The sequence below is a fragment of the Tautonia sp. JC769 genome (assembly GCF_040717455.1).
GTDB lineage: Bacteria > Planctomycetota > Planctomycetia > Isosphaerales > Isosphaeraceae > Tautonia.
This window is the reverse complement of sequence record NZ_JBFEFH010000018.1, coordinates 129,582-144,961: the sequence shown is the minus strand read 5'-3', so window position 1 is coordinate 144,961 and position 15,380 is coordinate 129,582. Positions and strand designations below refer to the sequence as shown.

Annotated in this window: 10 protein-coding genes, 1 tRNA gene and 1 pseudogene; 1 reads left to right on the top strand and 11 read right to left on the bottom strand. The window is 66.9% G+C overall.

Annotation, left to right across the window (positions count from 1 at the left end):
* Positions 1-985: 985 nt before the first annotated feature.
* From AB1L88_RS17870 to AB1L88_RS17860, 3 genes are all read right to left on the bottom strand, one after another.
* Positions 986-2,416 (bottom strand): hypothetical protein, encoded by a 1,431-nt coding sequence (locus AB1L88_RS17870; protein ID WP_367098041.1) that lies wholly within the window; start codon positions 2,414-2,416, stop codon positions 986-988.
* Positions 2,409-3,044, bottom strand: a complete 636-nt coding sequence (locus AB1L88_RS17865; RefSeq protein WP_367098040.1) for a sigma-70 family RNA polymerase sigma factor — start codon at positions 3,042-3,044, stop codon at positions 2,409-2,411. The genes AB1L88_RS17870 and AB1L88_RS17865 overlap by 8 nt, the downstream gene beginning before the upstream one ends.
* A 469-nt stretch (positions 3,045-3,513) precedes the next feature.
* Positions 3,514-4,605, bottom strand: a complete 1,092-nt coding sequence (locus tag AB1L88_RS17860; protein WP_367098039.1) for a Vms1/Ankzf1 family peptidyl-tRNA hydrolase — start codon at positions 4,603-4,605, stop codon at positions 3,514-3,516.
* 187 nt (positions 4,606-4,792) lie between these two features.
* Here AB1L88_RS17860 and AB1L88_RS17855 point away from each other — a divergent pair.
* Positions 4,793-4,865 (top strand) — tRNA-Lys (locus AB1L88_RS17855).
* Between the two features lie 287 nt (positions 4,866-5,152).
* Here AB1L88_RS17855 and AB1L88_RS17850 read toward each other — a convergent pair.
* The 8 genes and pseudogenes from AB1L88_RS17850 to AB1L88_RS17815 form a co-directional block, all read right to left on the bottom strand.
* Positions 5,153-5,698, bottom strand: a pseudogene (locus AB1L88_RS17850) (tyrosine-type recombinase/integrase); the annotation flags it as partial.
* A gap of 562 nt (positions 5,699-6,260) precedes the next feature.
* The gene (locus AB1L88_RS17845; RefSeq protein WP_367098038.1) at positions 6,261-9,203 is read right to left on the bottom strand and encodes an AAA family ATPase; all 2,943 of its coding nucleotides are present in this window, start codon (positions 9,201-9,203) and stop codon (positions 6,261-6,263) included.
* Positions 9,200-9,430 (bottom strand): helix-turn-helix domain-containing protein, encoded by a 231-nt coding sequence (locus AB1L88_RS17840; protein WP_367098037.1) that lies wholly within the window; start codon positions 9,428-9,430, stop codon positions 9,200-9,202. Before AB1L88_RS17840 ends, AB1L88_RS17845 begins: the two co-directional genes overlap by 4 nt.
* Entirely contained in the window at positions 9,427-9,576 is a 150-nt protein-coding gene (locus AB1L88_RS17835; protein WP_367098036.1) for a hypothetical protein, read from the bottom strand. The genes AB1L88_RS17840 and AB1L88_RS17835 overlap by 4 nt, the downstream gene beginning before the upstream one ends.
* A 234-nt stretch (positions 9,577-9,810) precedes the next feature.
* On the bottom strand, positions 9,811-10,770 hold the full coding sequence (locus AB1L88_RS17830; protein WP_367098035.1) for a hypothetical protein: 960 nt from the start codon (positions 10,768-10,770) through the stop codon (positions 9,811-9,813).
* 177 nt (positions 10,771-10,947) lie between these two features.
* Positions 10,948-11,397, bottom strand: a complete 450-nt coding sequence (locus tag AB1L88_RS17825; RefSeq protein WP_367098034.1) for a hypothetical protein — start codon at positions 11,395-11,397, stop codon at positions 10,948-10,950.
* On the bottom strand, positions 11,318-11,695 hold the full coding sequence (locus AB1L88_RS17820; RefSeq protein ID WP_367098033.1) for a hypothetical protein: 378 nt from the start codon (positions 11,693-11,695) through the stop codon (positions 11,318-11,320). The genes AB1L88_RS17825 and AB1L88_RS17820 overlap by 80 nt, the downstream gene beginning before the upstream one ends.
* 120 nt (positions 11,696-11,815) lie before the next feature.
* On the bottom strand, positions 11,816-15,301 hold the full coding sequence (locus AB1L88_RS17815) for a DNA methyltransferase (RefSeq protein ID WP_367098032.1): 3,486 nt from the start codon (positions 15,299-15,301) through the stop codon (positions 11,816-11,818).
* Between the last annotated feature and the right edge of the window lie 79 nt (positions 15,302-15,380).

Genomic DNA, 15,380 nt, shown 5'->3' with positions numbered 1-15,380 from the left:
ACCATCCGGGCCCGGAGTCCATTCCTGGCCCAAGAACGCTCGGGAGCAATCCCGTCTCGGCAGATGCAGGCGAAGGCTGCGGCACCGACGGCGGATTCCTCGGGAGTGCCGGACGGTGCGCCGCCTGTGCGCCCTCGGGTGCGCAGCGGGTGCGCACCGCATCCGAAGCGATTGGCCTTTTCTGACAAGGGGTTGCGTCCGGGGAACCCGTTCGTTTCGGTGAATCGAGGTACGAGTACGAGCGCCGCAAGGGTGGGCTGCCGATCACCATGACTCCCGGAAATGGCTTCGTTTGGTCGATCCAGCGGGTGCCCGGTGCGCGGCCCGGTGCGCCCCCGGGTGCGCGGCCCGGTGCGCCAGGATGGTCGGCCGTTTGTCGTTCCTCGATCGTGGGTTGCGGCGATTGGATCGTTTCGTTTCGGGAATCTCCCCGCGGGTGGCCTGGGCGGCGCACCGCGTGGCTCGGGAGGAGCGGCCCCCGCCAGAGGGGCACGCGGCGCATCGCTCAGGCCACTCGCCGAGGTTCGGTCCGCGCGGCGTGCGGGGGATCGAGGGGCCCCGCACGAAGGCAGGGACATGAGGGGGCGGACAACAATGTCAATCATGGGACAATCAGGCCACGCGTGGATGCTCAAGCGGTCGGACAGGGTCAGTCGGTCATCAAGGGGAGGTCGAGTCCTCATCAAAGAACATCGAGAAATCGGCGGGCGGCAGTCACTTTTTCCCGAGACTCCTCGCGGATCTCCGCCGTCGTCTCGATCCATCGCCGATGGAGTCGGGCGGTCGGCGACGCGCTTCCCGGTGGCCGGGGTCGATCGCGGCGTTGCGCGACGGGAGGCGGGAATCAGAAGCTGCGGGTTCGCTGCGATCGATCTCGGCCATCCCGGCGCGGACGATGCCCAGGCCGTCCGGGGGCCGACCGGGCGCGGGCATCGTGACGGGCGAAGTGCCTGGGGGGATGTCGACATCGGCCTTGCCTCCGGGATCAATCGCCCCTCGGCGGATCGCCCCCCATCGGCTGGGCGATGATGTTGTACAGCTCATCGTCATGGAGGGTGAAGGTGAGCCCCCGGTCGGGATAGGTCAGGCTCACCTGGCCGGTCGGCTCGTCGGGCTTCGGGGTCGCGTCGCCGAAGACGTCGCGGAGGCGGGTGACGTGGACGTCGGCCGGCTCGCCGTAAACGGCCTCGATCGCCTCGCGATCGGCCCCCAGGGCGATCCCCTCGGCGGTCCGGCCTTCGAACGGGCGGACGGCGAAGCCCATGCCGTGCCCCGAAAAGCAGGTGATCATCCGGAGGCCTCCTTCGCGGTCGATGGTCAGGCTGAAGCCCCGGGAATCGTACTCAAGGACCTCGCCCCGGCCGAAGTCGTCGACCCTGTCCGGCTCGCCGAAGGCGTCGAGGCACTCCTGCTTCGTGGCGCCGAGGCGGACCGGCCCGAGGCTGCTGCCGGTCAGCGTGAGCGCGGCGGCTTCCTCCTTCGGGGGGGCCGGCTTCAATTCGGGCACGCCGATCCGACGCACCTCGAACCCTTCGGGGGGCTCGAAGGAGAAGAGGGACGGGTCGAGGTCGCGGTCGAACTCGAAGTCGGTCATCGTGACGATCACAACGGCCTCGCCGAGGGTGGTCGTCATGATGACCTCGAGGGGCAATTGGGTTTCGCGGTCGACCCAGACGTCGGAGGTCGTCGGGAAGGGGGGCGGGTTCTCGTGGGGGGGGAGTGGCCCCTCGACCCGGAAGCCGACGGCCTCTCGACCGTCGATCCGCCGGGTCCCGAGCGGTTCGGCCTCGCGATCCGCGAGCCCCCGGACCATGTCATGGAAGTAGACGCCGAGATCGCCCGGCACCTCCCCGCGGGCCTCCTTCAGGTTCTCGACGAGGGTGACCGTCTTCTCGGCCGGATTCACGTGAATCGATCGCCAGGCTTCGGTGTCGACGATCCCGAAACCCTCCTCCATTTCCGTCCGGATCAGGGAAGGCGCCCGGATCAGGATCCGGCTCTTCCTCGGCTCGGCCAGGGGTTTCCCCCCGTCGATGATGACCTGTTGCAACGTGTGACACACGGTCTTCGCCCTGTCGACGGCCTCTCGGACGTCGTCGAGGCTCAGGCCGGCGGCGGGTCGGCCGGGCCAGAGGAAGGCGGCCGGGGCGGACACCAGAATCAGGATGGCGGCGAGTCGGAGCATCGTGGAAACCTTCCATTGGTTCGGGTTCGGGGATCGGGGATCGTCGGCCCGCCACGGGCCGACCAGGAGCCGGGCGAGTCGCCAGGGGGCGGAGACTTCCCGGGCGAAGAGCGCATTGAGGTCGACGGGGGGGACACTCGGGCGCGATCGGCGGAAGGCCGATCGCAGGTCGGCGTCCGGGCCGGGGTCGCCGTCGGGGGGCGGGGGGGCGTTCGGGGTCGGTTCACTCATGGCGGGTCGGCCCTCCGAGCTTGGAACGGAGCCGATGGATCAGGACGGCCAGCCGGGACTTGATCGTGGTGACCGGCCGGCCGGTCGCCTCGGCGATGGCGCGGAAGGTCAAGTCCTCCTCGAACCGGAGGGCGAGGAGCGCACGATCCTCGGGTTCGAAGGCCGCCATCGCGTCGGCCAGGCGTCTGGAGTCTTCGAGCAGGGCGAGGGCCTCGGCCGGCTCGCCATCGGGGCCGGACACGTCGGGTCGAGGGGCCAGGCGCCCGAGGCGCTCGATCATGCCTCGCCTCCGCCCCGATCTCCGGGCCGCCGAGAGGGCCCGGTTGACGACCGAGGCGCGCAGCCAGCCCGCGAACCGCTCGGGATGCCGGACCGAGCCCGGCGCCCGGAGCAAGGTCAGGAAGACGTCCTGGCGGACCTCCTCCGCCTCGGCCCGGTCGCCGAGCACCCGGAAGGCGATCCGGAAGGCCGGCGCCTCCCAGCGCCGGACGAGCCGGGCGAAGGCGTCGCGATCGCCGAGCCGGTGCCGCCGGAGCAACTCGGCGTCGTCCGGCCAGGGGCCGACGGCCTCGGCCGATGCGGCCTCGGTCGGTGTTGGCCCGGGGTTCTCGACTCGGTCTCGCGTCACGATCTGGGCGTCTCCTTCTTCAAGAGAGACGCCGGAGAACCGATATTGGACGAAGGAAATCGGCGAGAAATACCGCGAGCGGCCCGGCGGGCGGCTGCCGACTCTTCCTTTGATCCCGGATTGCCCGGGAGCCCGGCGATCGGGATGGGTTGGGCGTGGTCGGGCGCCGCGAGCCCCCGTGTGCCGACCGCCTCGGAGTCCGGGGGCTCGCGACGCCCGTCCCCGGCCACCCAGCGGGGGGCCTTCCGGGCGATGCGAACGGAAATCAAGGGAGGCGACGCGGCATCCCGGTTCCGCGGGTGGCTCGACGCAACGCGATCCCTCGCGGGGGGTTGCGGGTCTGACGGCGGTCCGGCCGGCCATCCCGCGACCCCTTCCCCGTGGGAGGTGATCACATCAGGCCGTCGATCCGTGGCGGAACACGGATCGGCGAGCGGGGACGCCCCGAGGACGCGACCGGCCCGGCTCCTCAGTAGCGGAGCAAGGCCGCCAGGTCGCCGAGCTTCGCGAGGCCGGGGATCGGGTCGGTGAACTCCATCGTCGCGCTGGTCAGTTCGAGCTGGCGGGCCAGGGCGTCGATCAGGTCGACCGCGAAGACGGACGAGGAGCCGCAGACGGGGCAGGTCGAGGGCTCCCCGGCCGAGAGGTTCGTGCAGTCTCGGCAGCGGAGGCCGGCGAACTTCGCGTCGCGGGTCACGATGATCGAGTCGACCCGGCCGACGAGGGCCGCGGCGAGGACCTCCTCCGGCCCGGCCACGGCGAGCCCTCCCGACAGGAGGCCGTCGCGGATCTGCTCCCAGAGCCGGACCTCCGACGCCCGCTCGGCGTCGTCGTGCAGGGCATAGGCCGCGTCGATCAGGGCGCGGTCGTCGGCGTGCAGGTCGACGGCCTGGGAGCCGACCAGCTTCTCGGCGACCGGAGGGGTCAGGGCCTCCTCGATCGCCCGCATCGTCTCCTCGGATCCGAGCAGAACGACCCGGGTGAACGGGCCGTCGCGGACGATCTCGTCGAGCGACTCGGCGACCTCGTGCGCGTAGTGATGGAGCTGCTTGTCCCGGCGCCTCGCGTAGCGCTGCTGCGACCAGCCGCCCACCTTCACGCGGTTCTTGACCTTCCCCTTGATACGGTCGGCGTCGTCGACCTCGGCCGAGGTGACCTGGAGCACCCGCGTCGCGGTGTTGTCGGCCAGGACGACGAGGAAATCCTCGCGCTCGTCCTGCAGCTCGGCCAGGGGCCGGATGTACGGCGCCGCATCGACCCGGAGCAGTTCGGGGACGGCGACCGGCAAGTCATAGCGGAGCAGGAAGTCGTCGGCCCAGCAGGCGAACAAACAGGTCCCCTCCGCCTTCGGCGGCCGGTCGTCGAGCGCCGACCGGACCATCGCCATCGTCTCGTCGAAGTGCTCCCGCTCGGCCGGTTCGCCCTCCAGGAGCGACCGGATCTGCCGCTCCCGTCGGTCGAGGAACCCGGGCCCCCCCTGCCCCGAGCAATAGAGGGACACAAAGGCACGCTCGGCCCCTCGACGCCGGGCCAGTTCGCGGAGGTCGATCTCCTGAAACACGGTTTTACGTTCCTGTTGGAAGAATGAGCGGGAGAGGCCACGAGATCGGCGATCCACTCTCAGCCAGCAATCCCGGTGCCGACCACCCCGCCCATCGGCCCCGCCTCCATCCTCCCCCTCTGCTCCCGATACCCCCTTGAATCCGATGCCCCGAAGCCGTAAGATTCATTTCCTTCGCAACACGCACGCCTCTCTAGCTCAATCGGCAGAGCAGCTGACTCTTAATCAGCGGGTTGAAGGTTCGAGTCCTTCGGGAGGCACTCTTGGCAACATCCGGCTCAGACCGACCCGAGGCGTCTAAACCCGCCTCGGGTTTCTCTTTGCGCCGATCGTCGATGGCACTGCCCAGATGAAGGGTTGCGACGGTATCCGACTCGGGGCGACTCGATCCGTCCCCTTCGGTGGGCAAATGGTGGGCAAAGCGTTCGCTGATAGGTTGTCCATCCGTCCCCGTCGCACGGGCTGAATCACGCTCGGGGGGCTCGGGTCGGATCGAGGGAATCGACCGCGCGGCCTGCTCCAGATCGACCGTCCGGGGCCTCGTGTAGCGGCCGGTCAGTTCCAGGGTCGAATGCCGCATGAGGCGTTGGACGACTCGGGGCGAGACGCCAGCCGCATCGGCCAGGGTGGCACACTGGCACCGCAAGGCGTGGAAGTCGAACACGAGGCCCGAGGCATCCCGGTATTTGATCCCGGCGGCTTCCAGGTCGATCCGGAGCATCGCGGCCCCCTTGTCCGGGAGGGGGAATGCGGGGGCCTCGGGTGCGATCGTGGCCAGGTGCGGGGCCAGGTCTTCGGCCAGGTCGTGGGGCAAGGGCAGCGTGGCCGGCTCACCGTTCTTGGTGTAGGCGGCGGCCACCGTCACCGTGGGAGATTTAGAGTCCAGGTCGAACGATCCCGGCGTGATGCTGGCCAGTTCCGAGAACCGTAGGCCCGTCGCGACCGCCAGCCGATAGCAGAGGGCGCGGGCCGGGCCGGTCATCTTCCGGTAAGATTCTCCCCGGTGGGCGGATTCGATCAGTTTGCGGAGTTCTTCGACCGAGAGCGTTCGTCGATCGTGCCGACGATCGGCGGCCTCGGAGAACTTGCTCATCCCGGCAAGGGGGTTATCCAGGCTCCGCCCGTCCCGATGCAACCATCGGGAGAATTGCCGGATTGCCGTCAGGTGGGCATTCAGCGTCCGGGCCGATCGGTTCTCCGCCTTCAACTCCCCAAGGGCGATCATGACTGTTGACGGCGCCACCTCGGAAATGGAGCGGATCGCCCCCCATTCGATGATCCGGCTCGCGTAGGTTCGCGTCTGGCGAACATGCTTCGGATCACCCCCCTTCGCGGTCAGGGCCGCGATGAAGTCGTCCAGGTGATCGAGGATCGGACGACGCTCCGCGACAGCCAAGCGTTCGGCCTTCGGGTCGATCAGTCCGGCTCGTTGCCGGGCGGCCTTCGACTCCGCCTCCCTGGCCATTTCCTCGGTCATCCGACGATCCGGGCATCCCTTCGCTTCCCGCTTCACCCCGTCGGCATCGGAGTAGCGGAAATACCAGACCTTGCCGCGTTTCCTGAACGATGCCATCGGTCGTTTCCCTCCGCGTGTGTCGCTTGCTGGCGCAAGCAGACGTTGCTTGTCGTGATTGTACGGTCATTGACGGAATGGCTCAATACGTTTGTTCACAAGAGGTCTGATCGTCCCGGACGGTCATCGGCAGATCCTCGGACGCTGGGAGGGGATCGCCCGTGGAGTCCGTGGAAGCCGTGGAGTCCCCTTTAAGGGGGGTGGCTTCCACGGGATGGATTCCACGGGGGCGCGTGTCGGGAGGGTCATCCGGGGCCACGACGGGCAGGGCGGAATCGCCAGCCGGAGCAGTGTCGGCCCGTGGAGTCCGATCCGTAGAATCCTCGTCCCCTAAAGGTTCCTCCATGGCTTCCACGGCTTCCACGGGGGTTCCCGAGGCTCGCATCGTCCAGATGCGGGCGTCATTCGGCCCGGAATGGAGCGCATCGAGGCCCGAGGGCATGGCGGCCTCGTTCGCCCGTTCCGCCTCCCGGATGGCCTCGGGCGTCGGGGGCCAGGGCGTTTCGGGGAGTCGGAAGAAATACGGGCCGTTGAACCCGGCTCGCTTCGATTCTCCTGCGAGGCGTTTCTTGAGGATCGTCTCACGCCACCATTTCACGCGACCGAGCACTTGCTTGTTCAGTTCGTCACCGATCAGCTCGGGGCCTGGCTCGGGGAAGGATCGGCCGATGGCCTCGTCGCCTTCCTTCGCGCAGGTGATGGAACTCGCCGGCCCGTCCTTCAACCGTTCGCGGAGCCAATCAGTGGCGCGGTCGATCTCGCCTTGATTCTTCGCCTTGCCGGATCGGGTGGCGGTCTGCAAGAGGTCGTCGGCGGAGATGTCGACAGGCCCCTGCCAGTTCAGGCGGAAGAGCTGGCGTCCGAGTTCGTCGCGGTCGGCCTCGCTCAGGTGGTCGGATTCGGCCAGGATCGCGGCCACCCGATCGGGAGGGGGAGATTCCAGGGTCCACCCGATCGACGTCGGCCGGGGGACGTTCAGGTTCCACTTGAACGGGGCCAGCACGCGCCGGGAGTCGTCTGCGGGGTCGCTGGCGATGGCGAAGCAGGCGCGGGGGACGTTGACATAGGCGATCGAGCCGCCGACCCGGCTGGCGACTGTCTTGGCCTCGTCCTTGTTCAGGTGCTTGACGGTCAGGATCGTCACCCCGCGATCGTTCGCCAGCTTGGCCAGCGGTTCGAGGATCGAGCGTAGCTCCGCGTCGTGGTGGTCCCGGATTCCCGCCGCGCCGACGTACCCGGTGATCGGGTCGATGATGACCAGCTTCACCTCGGGCCGACGTGACAGGTAGGCATCGAGCGGCGCCAGTTGGGCCAGGGAGAACGGGGCCGGCTTCCCCTTCGCGTCCTTCACCCCGTCGAGCGTGTGGACCCGCCGCACGTCGGCATCGTTGGCGAGCAATCGCGGCTTGATGGTGTCGGCCGAGCCGTCCTCGCACCCGAGCAAGAGCACGTCGCAAGGCGGGGGCGGATCGTAGTCCAGGCCGAGGGTCGGGCGGCCTCGCGTCATGTCCGCGACGAGGGCCGACCAGAACATCCCCTTACCGGCCCCCCCGAGCCCGGCGGCCGTGACCAGCTTCCCCCTCGGGATCACGACAGGGACGAGGAACTTGACCGGCTCGGCCTTGATGTCGGCCATGCAGGTCGTAAGCAATTCCGGTTCGGCGTCCCCGGCGCCGAGTTCGAGGGGCGACCCGTCCTGCAAGCGGAGGTCCGACTTGTGGATGCGGACCTCCGCCTCGCCTTCCTCACCGGGCCGGAAGACGACGGTGGCCCAATCCCCCTCGTCAGCGAGCACGAATCCATAATTCGGCTCACCTGGGCGATCGACCGCCATGACGCACTGGTTCACTTCGAGGCGCCGATAGGCGATCGTTAGGCCATCCGATTGCCCGGTGCTCTCGCCCTCCCGACCCGAATCCGATCCCTCCCGATCTCGCATCGGGGCGTTCAGGAGCTTGCATGACGGGCTTGGATGATTCTTCACCGCGTCGGCCAGCTTGTGGCGCAACTGCTTCTCCGACTCGGGCGGCCTGGCCTTCGCCTCGTTCCACTCCGCGAAAATCGGGTAGGCGTCGGCCTCGGACAGTCCGAACCCATCGACAAGCACGCAAGCGACGTGATAGAGCCGTCCGTGACCGTTCTCCCCTTCGATTGCATCCGGGAAGCCGGGGGCGAAGATGTAGGCTCGGGCACGATCGGCCGCGCCGGTCCCGGCGGTCATGCTCCAGACGTTCGATTCCCGATCAGCGGGCGACGGGGCCTCCGACGCCAGCGCTTCGAGCAACTCCCGGGGGACGACGTGGTAATCACCCCGGCTCGTCGGGCCTTCCAAAACAGCGGTCCACCGATGGGGCCGGTTCGGCGTCGAGTCCCCCTTGCGGGCCATCGAGCCATACAGCTTGATGACCCGGGCCGGGTTGAACAACTTCGGGTCGATCTGGACACGATCATCGGAGAATCGCGCGTCGGCGGCCTTCAAGGCCCGAGCGATGAGGCCCCCGTCATCGCTCGGCAGATCGACCCGGTAGCGCAAGTGATAGCCGTTGCCCGAGTCGGCCAGGATCGGGGGCGGCCACCCCCGGGCGGTCAGGTCATCGCGGAGGGCGATGATCCGGTCCCAGGCGAGGGCCTTCTCCTCGTCGGTGCTCGAAATCCCCGAGGGCGAGCGCCTCGGGTCGGCATCGAAGGCGATCCCCACGCGACGGACGACATTCTCATCGGCGGCCGTCGTCTTGGGCTTCCGCTTCACCCGATTGCTGGCCAGGGCGAGCATGTCGGGCACGAGGGGGTTGATCGTGACATAGACGCCTTCCGCCTTCGGGGTCCAGGCAAGCGCGATCTTGGCCAACGGGTCGAGGTGGTCCGAGTCGAAGCACCCGGCCACGGTGAACGCGGGATAATTCGGGTTGTCGATCACCCCGAGCACCCGCAATTCGATGATGCTGCCGGGTTCGACCAGCGGGCGGAGCCAGGCCGCAACGTTCTCAGGTGTCGGCTCGGCGACGTGAAGGGGCGGAACGTTCAAGAGCCACCCCCTTCGATCCATTTCCGGATCGTCTCCGGTGCCCACAACGGCATCCGGCCGACCACGCGATCGGGCTTCGGGAATCTGCCGGCGGAGCGGAGGCGTTCCAGGGTCCTGCGGCTCACCCCGAGGGCCTCGGCCAGTTCATCAAGGCGATAGGCCAGGCGTCCTACGGCGGGCTCGTGCGGCCTCGTGGGGGCCTTGGGCGGTTCGGGGCGTCCCATCATCGCACCCCCCGGCCGTCGGCCTTGTTTCGGGGCGTGCGGTTCTTCCCCGAGGGCTTGGACTGCGAGACGGTCCACCCGAGGCGGTTCAACTGGCCTTGCGCCTCGAATGCTCGGGCGAAGTCACCCCGGTCAATCGCAAGCAGCATTTCCCCGAACCATGCGATCGGGGAATCCTCGGGGCGTGTCCCCTCGTCAACCGGCGGTCGTTTCTTGGCGGGCATGTTCCCGATCCTGTCAGGCCAGGGCCACCGTCACCGTTGCGGCGGTCCCGTAGGATCGGGAGATGTGTGTGGTCGATGTGTGGTGTGTGGTGTGGGTCTGTCTGGTGATTCGCTGGGAAGAAAAATCTTCGGTGTATGGACATCATGTATGGTGTGTGGTCAATCCTCGTCATCATTGGCGGCTTCGATGGTCCCCGTCTGGCGATCCTTCGACCCACGAGGAACCCGGCCATCGGGAGTCCCGAGGGCCTTGATGAGCCGAACGGCCTCGGGGTATCGCTTGATCAGGTGGGAGCGATTGACACCGGCCCGTTCCGTCGCAGCCTTGATCGACACGGGGCGGCCTTCCCGTTTCAGGTCATAGGCGGCGGCCAGGGCCTTCCCAGGCGGCGACAACTTGGGGAAGGGGTTCGCCTCGTGGGGCGGAGCAGCAACGGCCAGGGCCTTGGGACTTTCCTGCTCAACGCCTTGCGTACAGGAAACCGGCGGCCCGAGGGGAGCGGGTTCGGGCGCCTCGGACTCGGCGGCGGCCAGGCACACAAGATCGGCGGCCCGGATCGCGTCGAGAAGGGCCTGATATTCGTGAGGTCCGGCCTCGGGCCAGCGATCGGCAAACACGACCCCTTCCCCGGCACGCATCCTCAGCGAGGGAACAACGGCGGCGGCTTGCTCCGCCGACAGGGTTGCGGGAGAAAGATCGCGGCGAATGGCTTCCTGATATGCGAACGACAAACCGGCTGGGGGGTCGGAATCGGGGTCTTCGAACCAAGCCCGGACTGCCCGTAGGTACGGGATGACAACCTCGCTATCGAACCGCTCCCACCGATCGGCGATCCAGGAATCCCGGTCGGGCTCGACAATGGCCAGCCACCCGAACCGTGCGACGATTGCGGTGAACGCTCGGCGGATCGCTCGCGTTCGCTTGCCCAACACGACCGGGAGGTCTTCCGCTGCTTCGGCCAGGTCGAGCCTGAACGCAAGTTCGGCGGCCGCTTCGGCAATCCGGCGTTCGGCCTCGGGGATGCCCGGAGTCGCTGGTTCGTAACAGTCCCGCTCGGCAATCGCGTAGAACGACCGGGCCGCCCGAACGACTTCCGCAAGACGAGACGGATCATCCATCACGTTGTCCCCCTACGATGGAACGGGCCACCCCGAGGCGACGGACGGCGTAGGGGTTCCGTCCGATCGCCCCGAGGCGTTCTCCCGGCCGCTTGCAATCAGCCGAGACTACCCGTGTTCGGGAGTATACCACATCGCGCCATCGAAGTCCCTGCTGCGCGGCGGGCCTGGGAGGGATCAGGCCGGGCGGGCGTTGCTCACAACCTGCTGATGGGCGACGTTGACTTGCAGGGTGGGAACGGCCAGGCGTCGGACGGTCGCCAGTGCCTTCAAGGTGCGGACGTATCGGGCGTGGGCCTTGTCGAGGCGACGTTGGGACAGGTCGGCCTGGGCAATCGTCCGGTCCTTCCCCGATTGCTCACATCCCCAGAGATAACGCAGCTCTGCCCAGCAAACGGCGGCGGTCAGGCTGAGGGTCGCCTCGATCGGGGTCGGCGTCGGCCCTGCCAGTTCGTCGGCGACGGCGCGGACTTCCGCTTCGAATCGGTCCCGGGTCTTCCGGTGGTCTTTCCCGACGAACCGCTCGGACATCACGTCGAGGAGCCAGTTATCGAGCATCCTCCGCACCGTCGCGGGCGTGGCGTTCTCGGGCGGCTTCACGGCGGTCGGGATCGCAGGGTCGGACACGGCGTCGTCTCCATTCTCCCCGGTGATGCTGATGATACCCCGCCTGCTCCAGGGCTTCGCGGGCGAGGGCTTCGGATTGCTTCACGAGGTCATCGAGCCGGGCATCCCGCTCGGCGGCTTTGCGGCGTTCTTCGCGGATGCGCCATCGCTCATAGTCCCGATCATCCCGGTCGATGGCATCCATCCGGGCGATCAGCAGGGCCGATTCCCCGCTCGCCACGAACTCCGAAGTCACCCGCCCATTCCGTCGCACGGAGCGATAGAGATACGGGCGGCCATTGCGGAAGACGAGTGCCATGATGTACTACACTCCACCGTTTGCCCCACTCAACCCATTTTAGCGTGCGGAGAATCAGCGAGGAAATCGGAATTCGGGCCTGGCATCATCCCGAGCTTGACCGGATCGGCGATCGGAGAATCACGAGGCGACGTAGCGGCCCCCGTCGAGTTCGCGGGCCTGGCCGAGGGAGACGAGGGCGTCGAGGAGTTCCTGGACGCGGTCAGCGCGGGCGCGGAGGAAGGTGCGGGCGAGGGGGTCGGGGGAGATGCCGGAGGGGTGGGAGGAGAGGGCGGAGCGGACGGCCTTGACCTGCTCGGGGAGGGTCTTGGGCCAGGGGAGCTTGGCGGCCTTGGGGGTGCGGCCGGGGGCGGTCGGGGGGGGCTCGGGCTCGTCGTCTGGGGTGAGGCCGAGGCGGGCCTGGGTGGCGGGCTTGGGCTTGGCGGCGTCGGGGGCCTGGAAGTCGGGGCGGAGCCAGCGGACGAGGCCGGAGGCTTCCTCGGCGGCCCGTTCGCGGTTCAGGTCGACGAGGCGGCGGAGGATGTCCTCGTCGGCCAGGTCGCGGGGCCAGCCGTAGGCGTCGAAGACGGCGGCGTCGAGGTCGTCGTGGATCTGTCTCAGGACCGACACCAGGCCGCGCTCGTGGATCGCCCGGTCCTTCTCCGTCAGCGGTTCGCCGGAGCGGAGCTTGGCCAGGACGTTGTACATGCCGGTGAGGGTCAGGTCGGGATGGGCGGCCTGCTGGCGCTTGCGGTGGGCGTCGAGCGCTTTGGCTAACGATCGGATTTGATCCTGAACGGATTCGCTACAAATTGGGAAAGGAAATGGATCGAAACATACGCTAACGTTGTATCTTGGACGATCTTCTAAGGTTGCCTTTCCCCCATGAAGAATCCACAATTCATGGATACGACTTGACATTGCGCCAAGGAAAAATTCATCATCCAAAGCAATGGAAATTACCGTTGTCTCCGCAACTGAGTTCCCTTCTGCAATCGTGAAAGCTCGGTGCTTGGAAGTTCTGCATACAACGATAGATTGCTTTAATCCGATCAATGCGGCGCGAAACTTTAGCCTAGGTTCAGAAAAAATCCACCACTTGCAGCGATAGCTTTCTCTTGAGTTGTGAATTCTTTCCGGTTTAACCCTATCGAGTAACCATTGGTAGGCATCAGGATATTGATCTCTAAGGACTTGCTCCGATAGACCAGCCGCGTCGATGACCCACTTTTTTACAGGCCGCTTGATTATGTCATTTCCAATAATGTAGGGACGCACCAGCTCGCTTAGCGTCTTCTTTGAAAAATTATCCAGATCCTCCGCCATGAGCACAAACCCCTGGCCGGAAAGTTGTACACCAGGGCAGGCCAGACGCTCATTCGACCGGAGTTTAATCACAGAGGCCACATCGGCTCCGATGGTGAGATCAGCGTTAATCAGTCCCTCATGGTGTTTTTCGACCCCGACATAGGAGCCGGAGTTACTTCGTCCCTCGTCATTGACGCGATATAATTTTCCAGACTTTTCCTTGGTACTCGCAACACTCATCGCAACTCGAACTGCCGCCCCGTCTGTGTCGTCAACCCAAGGGTGATCAGGCACAGCAAAAACAATTGCGACACCATCGGCCAATGCTGATTCTACGACTCTCCGATTGAACGACTGAACGATACTATTCGTTGTTATAAATCCAAATCTTTTGGATTTCGAATTTTTCAGGGCTTCGGTCGCACGACTCCACCAATACATCACATAATCCACGGCCTCGGTTACTTCTCGATAGGAATCTCGAATTGAATCGGTGTATCCAGTCCCTAGCGCGAGTCGCATTCGCTTATTGCCGATGTAGGGAGGATTGCCGACGATGAAATCCGCCTCGGGCCACTCGGCCTTGCGGGCGTTGACGTAGCGGAGCACGGGGACGCGGGCCGACTCGTCGGGCACGGGTTCGCCCGTGACCGGGTGGGGCCGGGTCGTCCGACCATCCCAGCGCGTGACGGGGTTCCCCTGATCGTCCGTGACCGGCTCGACGCGATCGTAGGCGAGCACGGCATCGCGGCATTCGATGTTCTGGTAGTCCCGGATGATCGGCTCGGCCACCGTCTTGCCGGAGAGGGTGCGGAGGTGCCATTGCAGGTAGCCGATCCAGAGCACGAGGTCGGCGATGGCGGCGGCGCGGGGGTTGATCTCGATCCCCTTGAACTGGTGGGGGTCGACGGTCATCCCGTAGCCCTCGAAGACGGCCTGCTCGTCGCCGAGGGCGTGGAGCACGTCGCGGACCTCGCCCTCAAGGCGCTTCATGTGTTCCAGGGTGACGTAGAGGAAATTCCCGGTGCCGCAGGCGGGGTCGAGCACGGTCGTCTGGCAGAGCGTGTCGAGGAAGGCGCGGACCTCGGCGCGGGCCTCGTCGGGGGCGTCCTCGTTGGTCAGGGCGACGGCGGCGGCCTTCACCGCGTCCCACTGCTCGCGCAGCGGCTCGATGATCGTCGGCATTACGAGGCGTTCGACGTAGGCGCGGGGCGTGTAGTGGGCGCCGAGCTTGTGCCGCTCGATCGGGTTGAGGGCCCGTTCCAGGAGCGTGCCGAAGATGGCCGGCTCGACCTCGCGCCAGTTGCACGAGCCGGCCCGGATGAGCAAATCGAGCTGGTCGTCGGTCAGGGGCAGCGCGTCGGCGTTCTCGTACAGGCCCCCGTTGAAGCGGTAGACGTTCGACCGGATCACCGGGGAGAATCCGCCGGTCTTCATCGTCTCCCAGAGGGAGCGGACCATCTCGGGGAACAGGCGGGCTTCGCCCTTCGCTTTCAGGTCGCGCAGGGTGTCGGTGAAACACCCCTCGGGGAGCAATCCCACGTCCTCGGCGAAGAACGTGAACAGGCAGCGCATGAGGAAATGGGCGACGGCCTCGGGCGCGTGCCCCGAGGCTTCGAGCGACTTCGCCAGGCTGGCCAGCTCCCCGGCCACTTCGCGCGTGACCTTGGCGGCGCGTCGGGTGGGGTCGAGCGCCTGGGGGTCGCTCCAGACGAGCCGGAGCCGGTCGAGGGCCTCGGGCCTGGCCAGGTCGCGGAGCCGGAGCCGGTGCGATTGGGCGTCGGGGAATGGGACGTAGGTCCGGCCTTGGCGGGTGAAGTCGGCGAACAGCTCGATCGAGTGTCCCACGTCGACCACGACGAGGAACGGCGGGTTCGGCTCGGATGCGGGCAGGGCGCGGACGTACTGCTCGGCCTGGCCCTTGGCGGCCAGCATCGCCTCGTCCCACTTGGCCGTCCCCCGGACGGCCGTCCCCTTCTTCCGGGCCTTCTTCGGGATCGCCGGCGCCAGGGCGGCGGGGTCGGCCTCGGTCGGCTTCTCGCTCCCTTGCTTCGCTTCCAGGACGAAGCAATCCCGCTTGTACAGGTCGATCCGCCCGGTACTGGTCGAGCCGTCGCCGTTCTGGAACGTGACGGCGCGTTCGAAGACGTAGGCGTTCTCCCCGTCGTCCGGCCTCGTCGGCTCGGGCCGTAGCACCCCGAGCACGTCGCACAGCTCCGAGAGGAACAGTTGGTAATTCGCCCGTTCGGCGGCGCCCGATGCCTCCCAGCGTGTCACGAAGTCTTCGAAGTCGGCCGGAGCCAGCGTCGCGCCTTCCATCGCCTCATCGCCCCTCATCCCGTCTCAATGCGGATCAAGAGGGCGACGATACCCGCCACTGAACGGAGGTGCAAGCATT

Bases quoted from the DNA above. Each gene is read 5' to 3' on its own strand.
- AB1L88_RS17840 (WP_367098037.1), bottom strand. From the start codon at position 9,430: ATGATGGGACGCCCCGAACCGCCCAAGGCCCCCACGAGGCCGCACGAG.
- AB1L88_RS17815 (WP_367098032.1), bottom strand. From the start codon at position 15,301: ATGGAAGGCGCGACGCTGGCTCCGGCCGACTTCGAAGACTTCGTGACA.
- AB1L88_RS17870 (WP_367098041.1), bottom strand. From the start codon at position 2,416: ATGAGTGAACCGACCCCGAACGCCCCCCCGCCCCCCGACGGCGACCCC.
- AB1L88_RS17820 (WP_367098033.1), bottom strand. From the start codon at position 11,695: ATGGCACTCGTCTTCCGCAATGGCCGCCCGTATCTCTATCGCTCCGTG.
- AB1L88_RS17835 (WP_367098036.1), bottom strand. From the start codon at position 9,576: ATGCTGCTTGCGATTGACCGGGGTGACTTCGCCCGAGCATTCGAGGCG.
- AB1L88_RS17830 (WP_367098035.1), bottom strand. From the start codon at position 10,770: ATGGATGATCCGTCTCGTCTTGCGGAAGTCGTTCGGGCGGCCCGGTCG.